The sequence below is a fragment of the Mesorhizobium sp. WSM4976 genome (genome assembly GCF_029625685.1).
In the GTDB taxonomy this organism is placed as follows: Bacteria; Pseudomonadota; Alphaproteobacteria; order Rhizobiales; family Rhizobiaceae; genus Mesorhizobium.
Genome location: NZ_JARTVT010000044.1, coordinates 1 through 16,657, shown reverse-complemented (window position 1 = coordinate 16,657; position 16,657 = coordinate 1). Strand labels below are relative to the sequence as shown.

Below are 16,657 nucleotides of genomic sequence, written 5' to 3'. Positions count from 1 at the left end.
TTTGACGGCAAGTATGCGCCCAAAGTCAGACGTTCCGGCAAACTTCGCGTTCGTCCAAAAGCGGACATATCGCCCGAGCCATAGACGGCCCCGATGTGCCCATAATGGACGTCCTGCAAATTCATTGTCCTGCCGAATCTGGACTTCGAGAGCTGGCCCTAAACAGCAATTGTATCGCGCCTAGCCGTCCTATCGCCGGGGCGCCAATTGTAAACAACGGCGAACTATACCAATATCGTTACTGGCTTCTTCCGGTGCGACTCGGGAGAACGGGATGGGCAATGAACGCGAAGACGCAAACGGGAAAACACAGCGCCGCTGGCCAATACCTCGGCTATGCGCTTCAACCTGTACGCCTTTGCTTTCACCTGCTCAACGCGCCTAGCGGCGCCTTGGTCTCTCTTGAACATTTAGACGATGTGGCGGTTCACCTGGTCGGCGGCGAAGTCGTTCTTGAGCAAAGCAAGAGCGCACTGAAGCAAAATCCGATATCCGACTGGGCTGCGGACCTGTGGAAGTCTCTGGCCAACTGGCTCAGCTTCATGGCGGCGGGAGAGATCGACCCGGCGACCAGCCATTTCCGGCTATATGTCACACCGGTGAAGGCGGGTGCCTTCGCGATCGCGCTGAACGACGCGAAAACAGATGCCGACGTGGAGGCGCTGGTCGCTAACCTCGCCAAAGCCCACAGCAAGCTGAAAGCTGCACCGGCATGCGACGCCGACGTCCAAGCTTTCCTGAACGCTGATGCGGCTCATTGCGCCGCCTTGGTCAAGAATCTCGCCGTTATCAGCGTCGATGCAGATCCCGTCGATCCGATACGCGCGATCTTCAAGCCGACGGTCTCTCCGCTCATCATCGACCTAGTGTGCGAACGCGCGATCGGCGCTGCGAAGGAGGCGGCGGACAGGCTGATTAGAGCTGGCAAGCCCGCCATCTTGGACGTGGACGCGTTTCAGGCCGAGCAAAGAGCATTTGTTCAGAAGAACAACCTTCCAGGGCTGCTGTCGTCTTTCACCAAGCAACCGCCTGTCGAGGCCATCGAACAATTGATCGCCGACCGTCCCGCCTTCGTCCGCCAACTCGAGCTGATCGAGGTGGGAGACGAAGCGTGCGTCCGGGCTGTTAGCGATTACCTTAGGACGCTCGCCGACATCTCGATCTGGGGCGAAAGCGGGCTAATCTTTGAGAAGAACCTAAGTGACTGGGACGATGATCTTGTCGGTCGCTATGAGCACGTCAGTGCAGAGGTGCACGACATACAGGCCGGACACCCCGCAACGGTTCGTGGTAGAATAGTTTACAGGCGCTGCGCGCAGTTGCAGCCTCCACTCGATGGTCGAGTCGTCCCCGGTCATTTCGTCCACGGATCATTCAACGCCCTTGCCCACGGCCTGCGCCTCGGCTGGCATCCCGACTACCAGACTCTTTTGGAGCCAGCGACTTGATTGAGGCTGGCCGATCGCACCTACCGCTCAGCGACCTCGCCCTTGTCCAGAATCCAGGACTTGGGGCTTTCGCATTGTGGCAATTTGGCCAAGGTTTCCAGGCTGAGGACGAACGTCCAGCGCCGTTCGCCTTGGCGTTTCTCGTGCTGCCAATCGTCCTGCATCGCGCAACGCTCGAAATCGTGACTTCGACAAACCGACCCTCTGGACTGGCGCTCTTCGCGGCCAAGCTCGGGAAGGAACGGGAACAACTCCTCGCCGTCCACGAGCGAGCGCTGCTGCTGCGTACTCTGACATTGCAATCGGCCGCTGTCGGTGTGAGCGGGCGGCTGCTGTCCGTGGATTACAAGGATGCTACTTTAAGAGCAAACGTACCAGAACCGAAACCGAGGAGGCTCGTCCTTCCAGAGCGCGTCAAGCACCTCGGACCTGCCTCGGAGAAATTGGGTTTCTGGTTTTCGAACCTGGGGACCGCGCAGGTGGCCAACCTGTTACGGGTGGAGTTCTAGATGTATTTCCAGCTTCGAAAACTGATCCTTTGGCCCCGCAATGGTGCAGCGCCGCGGGTCGTCAAGTTCGAGCCCGGTGTCGTCAACGTCATCAGCGGCGCGTCGAAGACCGGGAAGTCCGCCGTTATCCCTATTGTTGATTACTGTCTGGGCTCGGAGAAATGCGCGATTCCGGTGGGCGTAATCCGCGAGAACTGCAGCTGGTTCGGCATTCTGATCGAGACGCTGGAGGGCGAAAAGCTCTTGGCGCGACGCGAACCGGGGGACCAACAGAGCACAGGCGACATGGTGCTGCTGGAGGGCGCACAGGTCGAAATTCCGGAGACGATCACCGACAAGACCACCAATGTCGACACGGTCAAGCGCGCGATGAACCGCCTGGCAGGACTGACTGACCTCGACTTCGAACCAGGTACAGAGAATGGATTCAAGCAAAGGCCAAGCTTCCGCGACCTCATGGCCTTCACGTTCCAACCTCAGAACGTGATCGCCAATCCCGACGTGATGTTTTTCAAGGCCGATACGACGGAACACCGGGAGAAGCTAAAGACCATCTTCCCGTACGTTCTGGGCGCGGTCACGGCAAAGATTCTCCAGGCGCGGTTTGAGATCGATCGGCTCCAGCGCAACCTCCGCCGGAAGGAGGCTGAGCTACGCGCGATCGTGTCGGCAACTGGCGCTTGGCGGGCGGAGGCGGAGGCGTGGCTGCGTCAGGCAGTCGAACTTGGCCTAGTCGATTCCTCCACTGAAGTGCCGAAGGACTGGAGTGACGTTGTTGACCTGCTTCGGCGCGTGTCGAACAGCAACTCAAGTCTTGCTCGACCAAGCCTGGCCGGCATCGATGTGGTGCTGACGCGTCTGGAAACCCTTCGTGCGTCGGAAACTGAAATCGCCGCGCGACTTACCGAGCATCGTCAGCGCCTGAACGAACTGCGCCGTCTGGTGGAGAGCAGCGAGGCGTACGGCGACGCCATGCGCATCCAACGTGACCGCTTGGACCTTTCCACGTGGCTGAGGGACTTGGCCGACGAGTTCGCCGATCCGTTGGTCGCACTCGGGGACGGCGGCCGCGAGAAGGTCTTGGCCCTTTGCGACAACCTCGGCGGTCTGGAGATCCGACTGCGGACCCACCCTGCGATGTCTAACACGCTTGACAAGGAAATCCTGCGCCAGCGCGGCGCCGCTGAAGCGGTCCTATCTGAGTTGAACGATGTCCGTAGCGAGATAGCGGTGCTGGAACGGGACTCTGACGTCGCCCGAGACGAGGCCAATCGCTTCGATAGGCTTGAGCGCTTCCTCGGTCGATTGGAGCAGGCGTTGCACGTCTACGACCGCGCCGACCAGTCGTCGGATTTGCGGCAGGAACTCACCTCGCTGCAGGCCGATATTGCAACGCTGCAAAAGACGATCTCCGAGGCCGACATCCAGCGCAAGCTATTCAACGCGTTGCACCAAGTCTCCCATCATGCCAATCGGCTGATTCCGCAGCTTGACGCGGAGTGGCCCGAGGCCCCGATTAGGCTGTTGATTGAAGACCTGACCGTCAAGGTGACTAGGGGAACGCGTGAGGACTACCTGTGGGAGATTGGCAGCGGCGCCAATTGGCTCGCGTATCACGTCGCACTAATGCTTGCGCTGCAGCACTACTTCCTGGCCGAACCTCATCACCCAGTCCCTGGTCAGCTGATCTTCGACCAACCTAGCCAAGTCTATTTTCCTAAGCGGGCGGCGGGCGACGAGGGCCCCGACCTCATCGCGTGGAGGGATCAGGACGTGGTCGCCGTCAGGAAGGTCTTTGCGCTCCTAGGCGCTGAGGTCATGGCCGCGAAAGGTCGCCTCCAGATCATCGTGCTGGATCATGCAGATGAGGACGTCTGGGGCAAGCTTCCCGGAGTCAAGTTGATTGAGGAATGGCGTGGACAGGCCCTCGTGCCTCAGGCTTGGATTGCCGCCGCATCTTCCAACGGTGGATAATAATCTGCTGCCAGAGGAGAAGGCATGGCGAACGTGGACGAGATCAACCGTCTGACGGCCCTTGGCTTGAACGTCATCACAGCCATGGATGTCGCGGAAGGAAAACTAGACGAAGCCTTCGAGGTCGCCCGCGCTCAGGAGAAACGCAAGGTCGACATCTGGTGCAAAGGAAGAAAGAACATTCCGGTTGCACTGACTGCGATATGGGACTGCGATCCTGCAAACTTCTATCTCGCGTTCGACGGCGATGATCCCAGCGACCACGCTTCGACGGATTTCATTCTTATCGACGCTGATGTCACTGACGTTGGCGGCAGGCTTACCTACGCCGCCAGCAGGGACAAGGGTCCTTGGCATCAACGTTACAAGAGCAAGAGCTGTGGGATCGCCTACCGATGGCTGCATGGCCGCGGTGTCACACCGCCTTTGCTCGGCGAGTACCAAGGCCAAGTTCACATCGTAGGAGGCATGCACCGCTTCCATCTTGCCAAGCACTATGGGACGACGCGCATGCCATTCCTCGTCCGGAGGGCCGAACTAGCCGCAGTAATGGCGTTGATCCCCTCGGCGACCGACACCGCCAACTCGTAATGGCGGGGACTGCAGAAAAGAAGCGAATGAGTTGCGAACTTACCGGGATCACTCCCCGAAAGCTGACCGACGGCTTCCGGCCCCGTTGCGGCCATTCTTACTCCCGCACTTTGGCTTTTCCAGCGCTAAACCGGCCTTGGGCGATGAATGGAAACGGTCAGATGTTCCCGGTCTGTGCTCGAAAAGTCGCATAAAAGGGCAGACTGGTGTGACGTCCGGAATTATTGGGCCTTTCACGGGTTTACCGGTCCCGAATTATCGGTTGCTGGCGGGCGGGCTATGCGATTGAAAACAGGAGAGTTTTCTGGCTAAGGGTGGGGTTTCAGACTGAGTTTACCAATGCCCTTAATGACGATTAATTCTGGATTGGCATCAGGTGATTGGGTTTGCGCAGAATATAGCCGCCCTTATTGGTAAACCCGCTCACGGTCGACAACGGATTGGTCAACCTAGGACGACAGGATTGGTAAACCGGAGCCGCCCTATCGACGAAGGTCTAGCTTGGCGCATTCACTGTCGCCGGTAGGCAGATATTCGGGCGACAATCGGGACCAGCGTGCGACGCCGCCAAGCGTGAGACACGTCGGCTACGCCGCAAATCGACACGGTTTGACCGGGCGCAATACCGCACCGATCTTCTAATCTCGGCTTAATTCCGGAGAGAGGCAGATAATTCCGGACGCCACACTGATTGGTAACCTAAGGCCACCCACCACGCGGATTGGTAGCCCACAGGAATAGGTTTGGTAACCCTTATCGAGTGAGGGCCGCTCGTACCTTTCGGCGGGTTCGTTTCAGTTCTAAGCCCGGCTTAATTCTGGACAACGACAGATAATTCTGGACGGCACAGTGGAACTCAACGCGTTGTAAGGATGGCATAGAGAAGCAGTAGCCCTCCAGTCTCGCTACTGGAAAAATTCTGGAAAATGGGTCTGCTTGGCTGGACGCAGAACGTTGTGATTATTCAGCCGGCATTTCTGAAGCTTCTCGAACACAAACAGCTTGCCTTCGCGCACGCTATCTTCGAGCGACTTCGCCTTCGCCAGATGCGCCGCAATCGCGCTGGCCAGCATGCAACCTGTTCCGCGCATCGATATAGCAAGGCGCGGCGTGTCGAAGTGGATGGGTTCATGATCGGAGCGTAACAGAATATCGGCCGATCGGGGACCCGACGCGTGCCCACCCTTGATCAGCAGGGCCTGAGGGCCGACGGCCTGCAGTCTTTGTCCTTGTTGGAGCGCACCGTCCTCATCCGAAGCCGGTTCGGAACCAGTAAGGAGCGCCAGTTCAGGAAGGTTGGGCGTGACAATGCAGCAAAGCGGCATCAAATCGCGCTTCATGGCAGCGATAGCGCCTGCTTCCAGAAGTGCGCGGCCTGAGGTGGAGGCCAGCACAGGGTCGAGTACTGCCGGCACTTGCGGAAATTTGCGCAGCACTGCGGCAACGGCAACAATGATCTTGGCAGTCGCCAGCATGCCGATCTTGATTGTGGCTACGTCGTTGGCCTGTAGCGCGGCACACATCTGATTGGCCACCATGCTGGGTGGCGAATGATGGATTTCGATCACGGCGTCGTGCGTTTGCACCGTTAGCGCTGTGACGGCGAGACAGGTGCGCACGCCAACGGCAGAGATCGTCTCGATGTCGCGTGCTATTCCAGCACCCCCGCTGGAATCTGATCCGCCAACGACAAGCACATGCGGTTCTCGTCTCATCGCCATCGGTCCGTCTTTTCGATCCATTCTCGCGTGCGCGCTTCGGGGTCGAAGCTCAACGTGATGTCCGTGACCACTGCGGCGCTGTTGGCGCCGGCCTCAAAGACGCCGTCGAGGCGGTCGGGGTTGAGGCCGCCGATGGCGACCAATGGGATCGGCGCCACCCGCCGCTTCCACTCGCTGATCCGCTCTAGCCCTTGCGGTGCCCACTTCATTTTCTTCAAAGTGGTGGGATAGATCGGACCGAGCGCGACATAGTCGGGCTCGGCAAACATGGCCGTTTCCAGCTCGACATGATCATGCGTGCTCAATCCGAGCCTGACGCCCGCTGCCCGTATCCTCGAGAGGTCGGCCGTTTGCAAATCCTCCTGGCCCAGATGCACGAAATCGCAGCCTTCCTCGATTGCCAGGCGCCAATAATCATTGATGATGAGCTGGCTTTTGTGTTGGACACACCAGGCCTTCGACTTGCGGATCTCCGCGCGCAGCCCGGTTTCATCCATGGTTTTGATGCGAAGCTGAATCAGCTTGACGCCGAGCGGCGCCAACCTTTCGATCCAGGCGGCGCTGTCGACGATCAGGTAGAAGGGATCGAGCTTCATGAAAAAACGGCCCTGCCGACCATCGGTGTCGATGGCACGGCGACGTCGCGCGGTTCGAGCATTCCCGAACTGAACGCCTCACGACCGGCGTCGACCGCCTTACCGAAAGCACGCGCCATGCCGACCGGATCTGCCGCCTTGGCGACCGCTGTGTTCAGGAGCACGGCGTCAAAGCCGAGTTCCATGACGGTGGCCGCGTGCGACGGCCGTCCGAGCCCCGCATCCACAATCAGCGGGACGCCAGGGAAATATCCGCGCATCGAGCGCAGCGCCGTCATGTTGACCGGTCCCAAGGCGGAACCGATCGGTGCGCACCACGGCATCAGGACCTTGCAGCCCGCTTCCAGCAGCCGCTCGGCGACAACGAGATCGTCGGTGGTATAGGGGAATACCGCAAAGCCGTCCTCGCACAGGATGCGGGCGGCTTCAACCAGACCGAACACATCCGGCTGTAGCGTGTCGTGATTGCCGATCACTTCGAGCTTGATCCAGTTGGTGCCGAAGACCTCGCGCGCCATTTTCGCGGTGGTGACGGCTTCCTTGACGGAGAGGCAGCCGGCGGTATTGGGCAGGGTTCTGGCGCCCAGCGAGCGGATCAACGACCAGAATTGTTCGCCGGCCCTACCGCCCGCCATCTCACGCCGCAACGAGACGGTCACCACCGACGTGCCCGATGCCTTGACTGCATCGGCAAGGATGGCCGGCGAAGGATACTGAGCCGTGCCGAGAAGCAGGCGCGACGAAAGCTCGGTTCCATAAAGCTCCAACATGCTAGCCGCCCTGCATGGGCGAGAGGATTTCGATCCGGTCGCCGTCGCTCAACTGGAACTCCGCGCGGTTGGCTTTGTGCACGAGGTCGCTGTTGACGGCGGTGGCGAGCCAATCGCCCTCATAGTCGAGCGCGGCAAGCAACTCGGCCAGCGTGGTGGCGGCAATCTCACGCGCCTCGCCGTTGACCATCAGTTTCATGAGCATGCTCCTTGGTTCTGTCTTGACTGAAAACCAGGTCGGCAGCCTGGCGCGCCATGGCGGGGGCGAGGAGAAAACCGTGACGATAAAGACCGTTGATCGCGATGATCTCACCGTCTGTTTCGACGCGTGGCAAATTGTCGGGAAATGCCGGACGGACACCCACACCGGTTTCAACGATCTCGGCCTCACCAAAGGCCGGATGGAGGGCATGGGCGGCGCCCAGCAGCTCCATCATGGAACGCGCCGTCACCGGTCCGGCGCTCTGGCTTTCAATCATCGTCGCTCCGATCATGAAACGGTGATCGGTGCGCGGCACGGCATAAAGCGGAAAGCGTGGATGAAGCAAACGGACCGGCCGCGACAGCGAGACATCAGGCGTGCGAAGGATCAGCATTTCGCCGCGAACACCGCGCAGCCTGTCATCGGCCGCTGCCATTCCCATGCAGTCTATCTGACGGGCGAATCCCGAAACAGGCCGGGCGTCGCAGCCGAAGTGGAATTTGACACCCATGGTCGCAAGCTTGTCATGAAGTGCCGCCATCGCCGGGCGTGGGTCGAGGTGAGCCTCGTCGGGGAAGAGCAATCCACGCCGGAAGCGGCCGGCGAGGTCGGGTTCCAGGAGCGCAATTTCGTTTTCATCGACGCGCCGATGCCCTGACGTGCGACTGGCGAACCGGTCAAGCTCACCGGCATCACGCGGCGCGGCCACGACCAATGTCCCGGCCCGTGTCACCTGACCCGACAGCACCGCATCCCACCAGTCGGCAGCATCGCGTCCGAGATCCAGCACCGGCTGCTCCGCGCTTTCGCGCTCGCACCATGGCGCCAGCATGCCGCCGGCGAACCACGACGCGTTGCCACCAAGGCCATGCCGCATCTCGGCGACGGTGACCGTCGCGCCGCGGGCGGCGAGTTCGAAAGCGACGGTGAGGCCGGCAACGCCGGCCCCTTTGACGAGCACCCTCATGATGGTTTGGGAGCCTCTGGCACGACCGGTACGCCAGTCTCGTCCGCCTGCATGTAGAGATCGCCGCCCTCCCGGTATTTTGCCGCCATTGCCGCCATGCCTTCCTTCTGGGCCTCGGCACGGATGTCGTGGGAAATGCGCATGGAGCAGAATTTCGGCCCGCACATCGAACAAAAATGTGCCAGCTTGTGCGCCTCCTTGGGCAAGGTCTGGTCGTGGAAGGACCGTGCGGTTTCGGGGTCGAGCGACAGGTTGAACTGGTCCTCCCAGCGGAACTCGAAGCGCGCGCGCGAAAGGGCATCATCCCTGGTTTTCGCTGCCGGATGGCCCTTCGCCAGATCGGCTGCATGGGCGGCTATCTTGTAGGTGATCACGCCAATCTTGACGTCGTTGCGGTCGGGAAGGCCGAGATGCTCTTTCGGCGTGACGTAGCAAAGCATTGCGGTGCCGAACCAGCCTATCATGGCGGCACCTATCCCTGAGGTGATGTGGTCATAGCCCGGCGCGATGTCGGTCGTCAGCGGCCCCAACGTGTAGAACGGCGCCTCACCGCACACTGCGAGCTGCTTGTCCATGTTCTGCTTGATCTTGTGCATGGGGACATGGCCCGGGCCTTCGATCATCACCTGGCAGTCCTTTGCCCAGGCAATCTTGGTGAGTTCTCCAAGTGTTTCCAGTTCGGCGAATTGCGCCGCGTCGTTCGCATCGGCGATTGAACCGGGACGAAGGCCGTCGCCGAGCGAGAAGGAGACGTCATAGGCTCTGGCGATGTCGCAGATCTCCTCGAAATGCTCGTAGAGGAAGCTCTCCCGGTGATGGTGCAGGCACCATTTGGCCATGATCGAGCCGCCGCGCGAGACGATGCCCGTGACCCGGTCGACGGTCAGCGGGATGTAGTGCAGCCGCACGCCGGCGTGGATGGTGAAATAGTCGACGCCTTGCTCGGCCTGCTCGATCAGCGTGTCGCGGTAGACCTCCCAGTTCAGATCCTCGGCGATGCCGTTGACCTTTTCCAGCGCCTGATAGAGCGGCACCGTACCGATCGGCACCGGCGCATTGCGCACGATCCAGTCGCGGATGTTGTGGATGTTGCGGCCGGTCGACAGGTCCATCACCGTGTCCGCGCCCCAGCGGATAGCCCAGACCATTTTTTCGACCTCTTCGGCCATCGACGATGTGACAGCCGAGTTACCGATGTTGGCGTTGATCTTGACCAGAAAATTGCGACCGATGATCATCGGCTCGCTCTCGGGATGATTGATGTTGGCGGGAATGATTGCGCGCCCGCGCGCCACCTCGTCGCGCACGAATTCGGGTGTGACGAAATCTGGGATCGCCGCGCCGAAGGCTTCGCCGTCGCGTTGCAGCTTGCCGCGCATCACCTCGCGGCCGAGATTCTCGCGGATGGCTACGAACTCCATTTCTGGCGTGATGATGCCGGCGCGCGCATAGGCAAGTTGGGTCACCGCCTTGCCCTGCTTGGCCTTGAGCGGCCGATTGCGTATCGGAAATTCCGGTGTCAGGCGCTCGCCGGTGGCGAATCCATTGTCTTCCGGCCGGACGTGGCGGCCGTCATAGGCTTCGACATCGCCACGCGCCGTGACCCATTCGTGGCGAAGCCGGGCAAGGCCTTTTTCGATGCTGGTTTCGACTGATGGATCGGTGTAGGGGCCGGACGGATCGTAGACGGTGACGGGCGGTTCGCCGGCCGTCGGATGGACGGAAATCTCGCGCATCGGCACCCTGATCTGCGGGTAGAGGACGCCGGGCTTGTGGATTTTCCGCGAGGCGGGCAGTGGTCCCGTCGATACGGCGGGGGTGAGGGCATTCATCGTGAGGCTCCTTTGCTCATGCATTGGAGACCCAGTTCTGTGCCGGAAGGATGAAAAGACGCTTCTGTAGACCTGCTGCAACAGGACCTCGGGCGTAAACTCCCGCAAAGCGCTTGCACCGTCCCTACGCCAGTATGAACTGGATCAGGTTCAACGGGTCACTGCGCCGCGAAAGCCAGCAGTATCTCAGCCCCTTGCCGGGACTCCCCTGGTGAATGCCTTAGGTTGAACGGGCTGACGCTATCTTGTCAAGCGCATTCGGGCGCCTTCGGCCGGTGGCGACGACCGGCGGCCAGCCGGGCGGAGAGCTCGCGCATGCATCGGGGACAAGTCACGCCCCGTAGACCGGGGCTGAATGGCCAAAGCCTCATTCGCTTCGTGAAGGATGGAGAAACTGTATTGGCCATGTGCGCGTATCGACCAAGTAGCTCAGGCGGTCACGGATGTGGTTATTCTGGTCGAAGGTGACGAACGGCCTTGGGGGTCACCTCCTTTAGGATTCAGAGGTTGGAAGACGGCTTCTCGCGATCACGGCCATCAGGAAATACCTGTCTTCGGCTCAACCTCGACATGGCGTCCGATCGACCGCAGATATACAGCTATCTCGTTCATGAGATGATCGCGTTCGCCGTAGATTTCAGCAATCCTACGCAGCTGTGGCTCGACGGCCCTCCGTTGCGCTGGCGTGAAATCAGCATCGCCAAAGACGTATCCCAAGTTGCCAATCGCGCAAATTTTGCAGCCGGCGTCCACAACTGCTTGTACGAATGCCGGAATGTCTTTTTCTTGCATGGTCTTCATGTCGAACCTCTCGTGAATGGCGTGCTTGCGCCCCAATCTGCCTTTTCAGCGTGTCCTCTGGGCGGCGCAAGCCCTGAGCGTGACTGTGCACGGGCAACCTCGACTATCCCATCTGCCACGCTCTTTAGAATCGGTGGGGTCTGGTGATCGCAGGCTGGGCCACTCAAAAGCCTGCAAGAAGAAAGTCATGGCGACCATTGCTCAAGATCGCAAGGGTGCGTGCAAGACCTTCCGTTGGCAGTCATGCACGCTCGCTCAGAGATAGTCCGGCCGCGGAAATTCTCCCTTATTCGTAAGAAAGCTCATTGAGCAACTGGGCATTGAGCAACTGGGTCTCACGTCACGGGTCTCGTGTGCTTCACAGCCGAAAAATAGCCGCCGTGGCAATTCTCGAAAAGTGCAGGCTACCTCGTTAAGGACACTGCGGATGATCGTTCGCGCTTGGCAAAAGCGAACGGATTAGTCTATGGCTCTCGGCAGGGGGGCGAGTTATGCGGCGGGTGCGAATCCTTCAAGTAGGCGATATTCACTATCCGGACTGGCATCCTTCCTCTAGCAACATCGATGCCAAGGATAGCAAGTTCGCTCCGAAAATAACGCAGAAGCTACGCGCGTCTTCGCTGCGTGCCGTCTTGACGAAACTTCGGCGGCTGACGACTTCGAAGCCCTTGGATTCGATCGCCTTCATGGGGGATTTCACGAGCCGTGGCGACAAGACCTTCATTGCTTCGGCATTCCAGCATTTCACGTTGCTCTGCCGCGCACAGGGACGCAGTTCAAAGGCGCTTCCGTTGATATTCGTACCGGGAAATCACGATGTGAACCGTGATGACGCGCGCGAACTTGGACCGACTGAGAAATTCAGCGAAATGGCGAGTTTAGCCGCCCGCTTGGGTTGGCAGACCGTTCCCGTGGACCAACCCGTGCACTTCAGACTTCCGACAGGATCCGCAGGCGCAAACTTCATCCTCGTCAACACAGCGATAGGCAGTTGGGAGCTTCAAAACCTTCCCGCGTTCCTTCGTGATCGTCTCGAGGCACTCAGTCCTTCTACAGAGCCTCTAGATCTCGGCTCGCCGGACATCTCGGGACATTCGCCCGCGACACCTCCCAGCGATCCAGACAAGGAGGCGTCCGACGACGAGTATTACGGTCAGATGGACACGCCATACATCTCGCGTGAGATGCTTGCAGGCCTACAGGAATTGCTCCAGCAGCCCGACATGCGTTACGGCATCATAATCGGCCATCACAATCTGCTGCCACAAAAGACTCCGCGCATTACGCCATACGCGGAGATGCTCAACAGCGGATTTGTCAGAACTCAGCTGCTGCAGGGCAACAAGCCTATCGTCTACCTGCATGGACACATACATGCTGATCCGGTCGAGATCGTCAACGATCCAAGGTTTCCGGACGGCAAATTGATCTGCATCTCAGCACCAGAGATACAGTCAGGTTTCAATGAGCTCGTCTTCTTCACGACCGATCAGGGAGAGCTCGTCGGCATCCGACTTATACCCTACCGCACCAATGTCGCCGACGGGACGGTCATGGAAGGCGAACATTGCTTTATTTCGACCATGTCCAACGGCAAGGCCTTTCTGAACAACGACACGTTTGACCTGCTGCGCCGACTGCGCGACCATGCCACCAGGCGCGGGAATGGGTTACTCTTCTGGGACGAGATCACTGAGATTGCTGCCTCCGCCGAGCTCGGGCTAGATCTGGAAGACTCTCTTCTGATGCTCCAAGCGGCGCGCTTCATCGAGATAGACGGCCTCACCAAGGCAAACTCGGCTTGGCGCATTAAGGTAAGGGACGAATAGCGATGGAGAATCCGTTCGGCCCCAACAGGATCGAGTACGAAAGCCGCCCGATACTGTGGTTCAGTCAGAAGTCGGCGTTGATTTCTGCCGCCGCCAAGCCGGTCTTCGTCGCAGGGACGAGAGGCAGCGGCAAGACCAGCATTCTTCGCTCGCTTTCCACAGTCCATATTCTTGAAGACAAAAGTCTCTCGGACCAAGTCGGCAAGCTCGCTTGGTATGGCGTCTTCTTCCAGCTCAATGAGACATTCTCGCCCCTAATCGACAACGCCGTTCTGAACCTCATTCCGGAGCGGATACGCTTCGACACGGCCGCCGTGATCCCGCGGCAATTCGTAATCTTCTCTCACTATCTGGAGCTGAAGATAGTCGAACGCCTGCTCGAGAGCATCGGCCAGCTCAGACGCGACGGCCACTTGAAATACCGGGCCTCCGAAGATAGGGACGTCGCCCTGGCACTGCATCGCGAAGTGCTGCACTTCATACCCCAACCTGCCCGTCTCGACTTCTTCAGCATCGATGAGCTGCGGGGTGGGATAACCCGGTACGTCGACGAATGCTTCAACGCGTTCTTCTTTGCCGCCGATGCCGGAGCGACCGGCTTCAGAGCAACAGACCCTGGCGCGATCATTAACAAGGTCGCGACCGCGATCACTCCACTTTTAAATGGCCCATCTTTCGCCGGTGACAGGGCGCCCTTCTTCAAGATACTGATTGACGACTGTGAAGCACTGACACCGCTCCAACAGCAGTTCCTGAACACCTTGGTGAGAAAGACGCGCGGCAACGTGAAATGGGTCCTCGCCTACATCGGCGGCCTCTACGACACGATCCGGACGATCATACCCGGCCAGTCGCTCTCGAATGCTGACCGGGACGTCGAGAATCTTGATTCAGTCGATCCGAGGGAGTTCGCCACGCTGTGCGAGAACGTGTCGTCGCTTCGGCTGTACTATGCGCTTCCTGACCATCTGCGGAGTGATCTCGAGCGCAACGATGCGCTCAGCGCGTTTTCGCTCAAAAACCGGCTGGGGCGGCTTTCCGTCAATGACATCATCGAGCGGGTTATCATATCGGGTCATTCCGAGGGCAGAGAAGAGCTTGTGGCACTTGCTGATGCAGCACGTGAATTCCTCTCCGTGAATTTGAGGACGGCGGATCAGCAGCAATTCCTTCTTGATCGAAAAGCGCGCCCTTATGCCGAAGGGCTGGCGCTCGCGCTCATGAACCCGGAAATTAAGCGCCGGCCCATGAGCAAGGCGGATGCTTCAAATCTGAAGAGGTCGATCGCCCGGAAACAGGGATGGGCTTTTCTGAAAGCGTGCCAGATGCTGCGTCTGCATGACTACCCGTACGTAGGGCACCAGATCATCACATCATTGAGCGACGTCTGTATACGCGATTTCCTTGATATAATGGGAGAGATCTTCCGCCGCAGTGTTCCGAGTTCCAGTGATCCACGAAAACTGGTGGAATTCATCAACTCGGATTTACAGATTCATCTCGAACAGCAGAGACAGGCTGTGAACGCCGCCTCTCAACGGAAGCTTGATGGACTTCAGGCGCTTTCACATCCGTACGAAGAAGAGAGCGTGCGCATGGTGCGGGCGTTGGGTTACCTGACCGCTCGCCTCCAGACAGAGTTTGCCGAAGAAAATGCTCTAGGAACGACAGAGAGAGGCATTTTCAGGGTTGATCTAAAGGAAATGCGCTCGCTGGTGAACCGACTGGAGCAACCCAGCGGAAAACTGGACGAGGTCCTGCGTCGGGCGGAAAGGGATGGGTTTATCCGGGAGGTCTCCGCCGCCGGCAACTTTGAGGTGGACCGCGCCGACCCCGCATCGAAGGAGATGATGATCAGATTGCATCGGCGATTTGCACCTTACTTCGGGTTCTCCTATCGCGGCCCGTACGAAATCAACACAATCCCTGCGGCGCGGATGGTCGACCTGCTTTTTACCAGGCATCGGCTCCCAGAAGACTGGGCCGACTCGGTGTTTAAGGAGCTCGTCGCGCGGCCCGCACTCAAGACCGAATTCCAGCACTCGCTTTTCGAGAGCGATCTCGAATGACCGCTTCAACTGTCGAGTATCGAGTCTTCGGCCATCTGGCCGTCACCGAGAAGGCGAGAGATGCAGGTACCTGCGAAACGATGGAGGCAGATATCGCGATCGTCGCGCTTGGATGGGAAACGCGTTTCGCCGCGTTCGAAAACCATCTTGACCTGAAGGTCGGCAAGATCGTGGTTCTGGACTTTGCTCTGAAGGAAGCGAACGTCCCAGCCGTCGAAGAAAACCGGCGAAAGCTCATCGCTATGGGTACCCGATGGGGCGTCGAAGTGACTGTGATCACCCTCGAGCCTTCCATCGAGTATCAGAAGAACATCAATCTCCTCGATCACCTGCTCACTCAGATGGCCGCTTCATGTGGCTCATACGAAGGAAGCCTGCGGAAGGTTTTCGTCGAGTGCTCGACGATGCCGCGAATCTACATCCAATGGCTGATTGCGGTGGCATTCAAGAAAATGTCGATTCAGTCTCTCGAATTCGGGTACGCCGAAGGTATCTACGGGAACGCGATCGGCAAAGAGGATTTTTCCAGCGGCTTGGACCGATACGTCACCGTCCCTCATCTTCAAGGCAGCGGAGGAATGGGCGAAGAGAAAGTCCTGCTCGTGGGGATCGGAGGAGATGCCGACGTATTCTACGGATTGATCGATATCGTCAGTCCGGAACGGATCTCGCTCCTCGTCCCAAGAAGCGACAAGAATGCGCATATCGATGCTTTGCTCGATCAACAGGTGGCCAAGGTACGTGAAACCCACCGGCTCGAAGATGGCGAAGTTCGCGACATCCAGGCTTTCGGGCTGATGGCCCACCTCGATGCTTTCGAGACGTATCTCGACGGGTTCGGCTCGCGTGCGGTGGTGAACGTTTTTGTCAGCGGCCCGAAGGTTCAGGCCATCGCTGCTGCCGTGCTCGCCTGCTCCGACAGCCGCGTCCATCTCAAGGCAAGAATTCCCACCTCCTATGCCCATCGTGAAGTCTCAGCGAATGGGCGGTATCATATCTATAGGCTGATTGACCTGACATCCCCTGCCTGCAGCCTTCCCGGGACGTTCTGACACTATCTTGCATTCGAGTAGCATCATGGTCCCAGTAGCCGTTCCGCCAAGCCTTCAGCGCATGTTCGTGTCGCCCGATCCGGTCGATGGGGGGCTAATTCCCACTTGGAAGCTGCTCTACATCAGATCAGGGGGGAATGCAGACTGGCAGAATTCCGTCTAATTAGCGACTAGCTAAAACATATACTCAGGCGAGACTGTTCAGCATAGAAATAGTGAGTCGGCCGTGAACTATCCGCAAGCCATTGATCTGGCCTGTTGATTGAGGCGGATAGCGGCTTTGGAATTGCAGGATT

The 16,657-nt window shown here is 58.9% G+C and carries 14 protein-coding genes and 1 riboswitch; of the genes, 7 read left to right on the top strand and 7 right to left on the bottom strand.

The features are described from left to right. The first annotated feature begins 281 nt into the window (after window positions 1-281). The 4 genes from P9272_RS33365 to P9272_RS33350 are packed head-to-tail and all read left to right on the top strand — an operon-like array spanning window position 282 to window position 4,522. Window positions 282-1,448 (top strand): ABC-three component system protein, encoded by a 1,167-nt coding sequence (locus P9272_RS33365; RefSeq protein WP_063169421.1) that lies wholly within the window; start codon window positions 282-284, stop codon window positions 1,446-1,448. Then, window positions 1,445-1,957 (top strand): three component ABC system middle component, encoded by a 513-nt coding sequence (locus P9272_RS33360; RefSeq protein ID WP_063169420.1) that lies wholly within the window; start codon window positions 1,445-1,447, stop codon window positions 1,955-1,957. Before P9272_RS33365 ends, P9272_RS33360 begins: the two co-directional genes overlap by 4 nt. After that, on the top strand, window positions 1,958-3,931 hold the full coding sequence (locus tag P9272_RS33355) for a DUF3732 domain-containing protein (RefSeq protein WP_063169419.1): 1,974 nt from the start codon (window positions 1,958-1,960) through the stop codon (window positions 3,929-3,931). Between the two features lie 24 nt (window positions 3,932-3,955). Then, entirely contained in the window at window positions 3,956-4,522 is a 567-nt protein-coding gene (locus tag P9272_RS33350) for a hypothetical protein (RefSeq protein WP_063169418.1), read from the top strand. Between the two features lie 905 nt (window positions 4,523-5,427). On the opposite strand, the gene P9272_RS33345 is transcribed toward P9272_RS33350, so the two are convergent. The 7 genes from P9272_RS33345 to P9272_RS33315 all read right to left on the bottom strand — a co-directional run bounded on the left by P9272_RS33345 (window position 5,428) and on the right by P9272_RS33315 (window position 11,411). Further along, on the bottom strand, window positions 5,428-6,243 hold the full coding sequence (locus P9272_RS33345) for a hydroxymethylpyrimidine/phosphomethylpyrimidine kinase (RefSeq protein ID WP_063169417.1): 816 nt from the start codon (window positions 6,241-6,243) through the stop codon (window positions 5,428-5,430). Beyond that, a complete protein-coding gene (locus P9272_RS33340; protein ID WP_063169416.1) occupies window positions 6,234-6,839 on the bottom strand; it encodes a thiamine phosphate synthase in 606 nt (201 codons plus the stop codon). Before P9272_RS33340 ends, P9272_RS33345 begins: the two co-directional genes overlap by 10 nt. After that, window positions 6,836-7,609 carry a thiazole synthase gene (locus tag P9272_RS33335; protein ID WP_024504259.1) on the bottom strand — a complete coding sequence of 258 codons (774 nt, stop codon included), beginning with the start codon at window positions 7,607-7,609 and terminating at the stop codon, window positions 6,836-6,838. Before P9272_RS33335 ends, P9272_RS33340 begins: the two co-directional genes overlap by 4 nt. Window position 7,610: 1 nt before the next feature. After that, entirely contained in the window at window positions 7,611-7,808 is a 198-nt protein-coding gene (thiS, locus tag P9272_RS33330; RefSeq protein ID WP_024504260.1) for a sulfur carrier protein ThiS, read from the bottom strand. Continuing rightward, entirely contained in the window at window positions 7,777-8,778 is a 1,002-nt protein-coding gene (gene thiO / locus P9272_RS33325; RefSeq protein WP_063169415.1) for a glycine oxidase ThiO, read from the bottom strand. Before thiO ends, thiS begins: the two co-directional genes overlap by 32 nt. Beyond that, on the bottom strand, window positions 8,775-10,610 hold the full coding sequence (gene thiC, locus P9272_RS33320; protein WP_063169414.1) for a phosphomethylpyrimidine synthase ThiC: 1,836 nt from the start codon (window positions 10,608-10,610) through the stop codon (window positions 8,775-8,777). Before thiC ends, thiO begins: the two co-directional genes overlap by 4 nt. 103 nt (window positions 10,611-10,713) lie before the next feature. Then, a riboswitch (TPP riboswitch) is annotated at window positions 10,714-10,830 on the bottom strand. 317 nt (window positions 10,831-11,147) lie between these two features. Next, window positions 11,148-11,411, bottom strand: a complete 264-nt coding sequence (locus P9272_RS33315; RefSeq protein WP_082826710.1) for a hypothetical protein — start codon at window positions 11,409-11,411, stop codon at window positions 11,148-11,150. A 491-nt stretch (window positions 11,412-11,902) separates the two neighbouring features. Between P9272_RS33315 and P9272_RS33310 the strand changes: the two genes are divergently transcribed. From P9272_RS33310 to P9272_RS33300, 3 genes are read left to right on the top strand one after another with little or no spacing between them, the layout of a single operon-like run. Continuing rightward, window positions 11,903-13,240 carry a metallophosphoesterase gene (locus tag P9272_RS33310; RefSeq protein WP_063169413.1) on the top strand — a complete coding sequence of 446 codons (1,338 nt, stop codon included), beginning with the start codon at window positions 11,903-11,905 and terminating at the stop codon, window positions 13,238-13,240. 2 nt (window positions 13,241-13,242) lie between these two features. Next, window positions 13,243-15,309: a hypothetical protein gene (locus P9272_RS33305; protein WP_063169412.1), complete on the top strand. Its 2,067-nt coding sequence runs from the start codon at window positions 13,243-13,245 to the stop codon at window positions 15,307-15,309. Then, window positions 15,306-16,361, top strand: coding sequence for a hypothetical protein (locus P9272_RS33300; RefSeq protein WP_063169411.1), 1,056 nt, complete (start codon window positions 15,306-15,308; stop codon window positions 16,359-16,361). The genes P9272_RS33305 and P9272_RS33300 overlap by 4 nt, the downstream gene beginning before the upstream one ends. The last annotated feature ends 296 nt before the right edge of the window (window positions 16,362-16,657 follow it).

What these genes read in the sequence shown, in the direction of transcription:
- P9272_RS33300 (WP_063169411.1), top strand. Translation starts at nt 15,306, where the DNA reads ATGACCGCTTCAACTGTCGAGTATCGAGTCTTCGGCCATCTGGCCGTC.
- thiC (WP_063169414.1), bottom strand. Translation starts at nt 10,610, where the DNA reads ATGAATGCCCTCACCCCCGCCGTATCGACGGGACCACTGCCCGCCTCG.
- P9272_RS33310 (WP_063169413.1), top strand. Translation starts at nt 11,903, where the DNA reads ATGCGGCGGGTGCGAATCCTTCAAGTAGGCGATATTCACTATCCGGAC.
- P9272_RS33315 (WP_082826710.1), bottom strand. Translation starts at nt 11,411, where the DNA reads ATGAAGACCATGCAAGAAAAAGACATTCCGGCATTCGTACAAGCAGTT.
- P9272_RS33335 (WP_024504259.1), bottom strand. Translation starts at nt 7,609, where the DNA reads ATGTTGGAGCTTTATGGAACCGAGCTTTCGTCGCGCCTGCTTCTCGGC.
- P9272_RS33305 (WP_063169412.1), top strand. Translation starts at nt 13,243, where the DNA reads ATGGAGAATCCGTTCGGCCCCAACAGGATCGAGTACGAAAGCCGCCCG.
- P9272_RS33365 (WP_063169421.1), top strand. Translation starts at nt 282, where the DNA reads ATGAACGCGAAGACGCAAACGGGAAAACACAGCGCCGCTGGCCAATAC.
- P9272_RS33340 (WP_063169416.1), bottom strand. Translation starts at nt 6,839, where the DNA reads ATGAAGCTCGATCCCTTCTACCTGATCGTCGACAGCGCCGCCTGGATC.
- thiO (WP_063169415.1), bottom strand. Translation starts at nt 8,778, where the DNA reads ATGAGGGTGCTCGTCAAAGGGGCCGGCGTTGCCGGCCTCACCGTCGCT.
- P9272_RS33345 (WP_063169417.1), bottom strand. Translation starts at nt 6,243, where the DNA reads ATGGCGATGAGACGAGAACCGCATGTGCTTGTCGTTGGCGGATCAGAT.
- P9272_RS33355 (WP_063169419.1), top strand. Translation starts at nt 1,958, where the DNA reads ATGTATTTCCAGCTTCGAAAACTGATCCTTTGGCCCCGCAATGGTGCA.
- P9272_RS33350 (WP_063169418.1), top strand. Translation starts at nt 3,956, where the DNA reads ATGGCGAACGTGGACGAGATCAACCGTCTGACGGCCCTTGGCTTGAAC.
- thiS (WP_024504260.1), bottom strand. Translation starts at nt 7,808, where the DNA reads ATGAAACTGATGGTCAACGGCGAGGCGCGTGAGATTGCCGCCACCACG.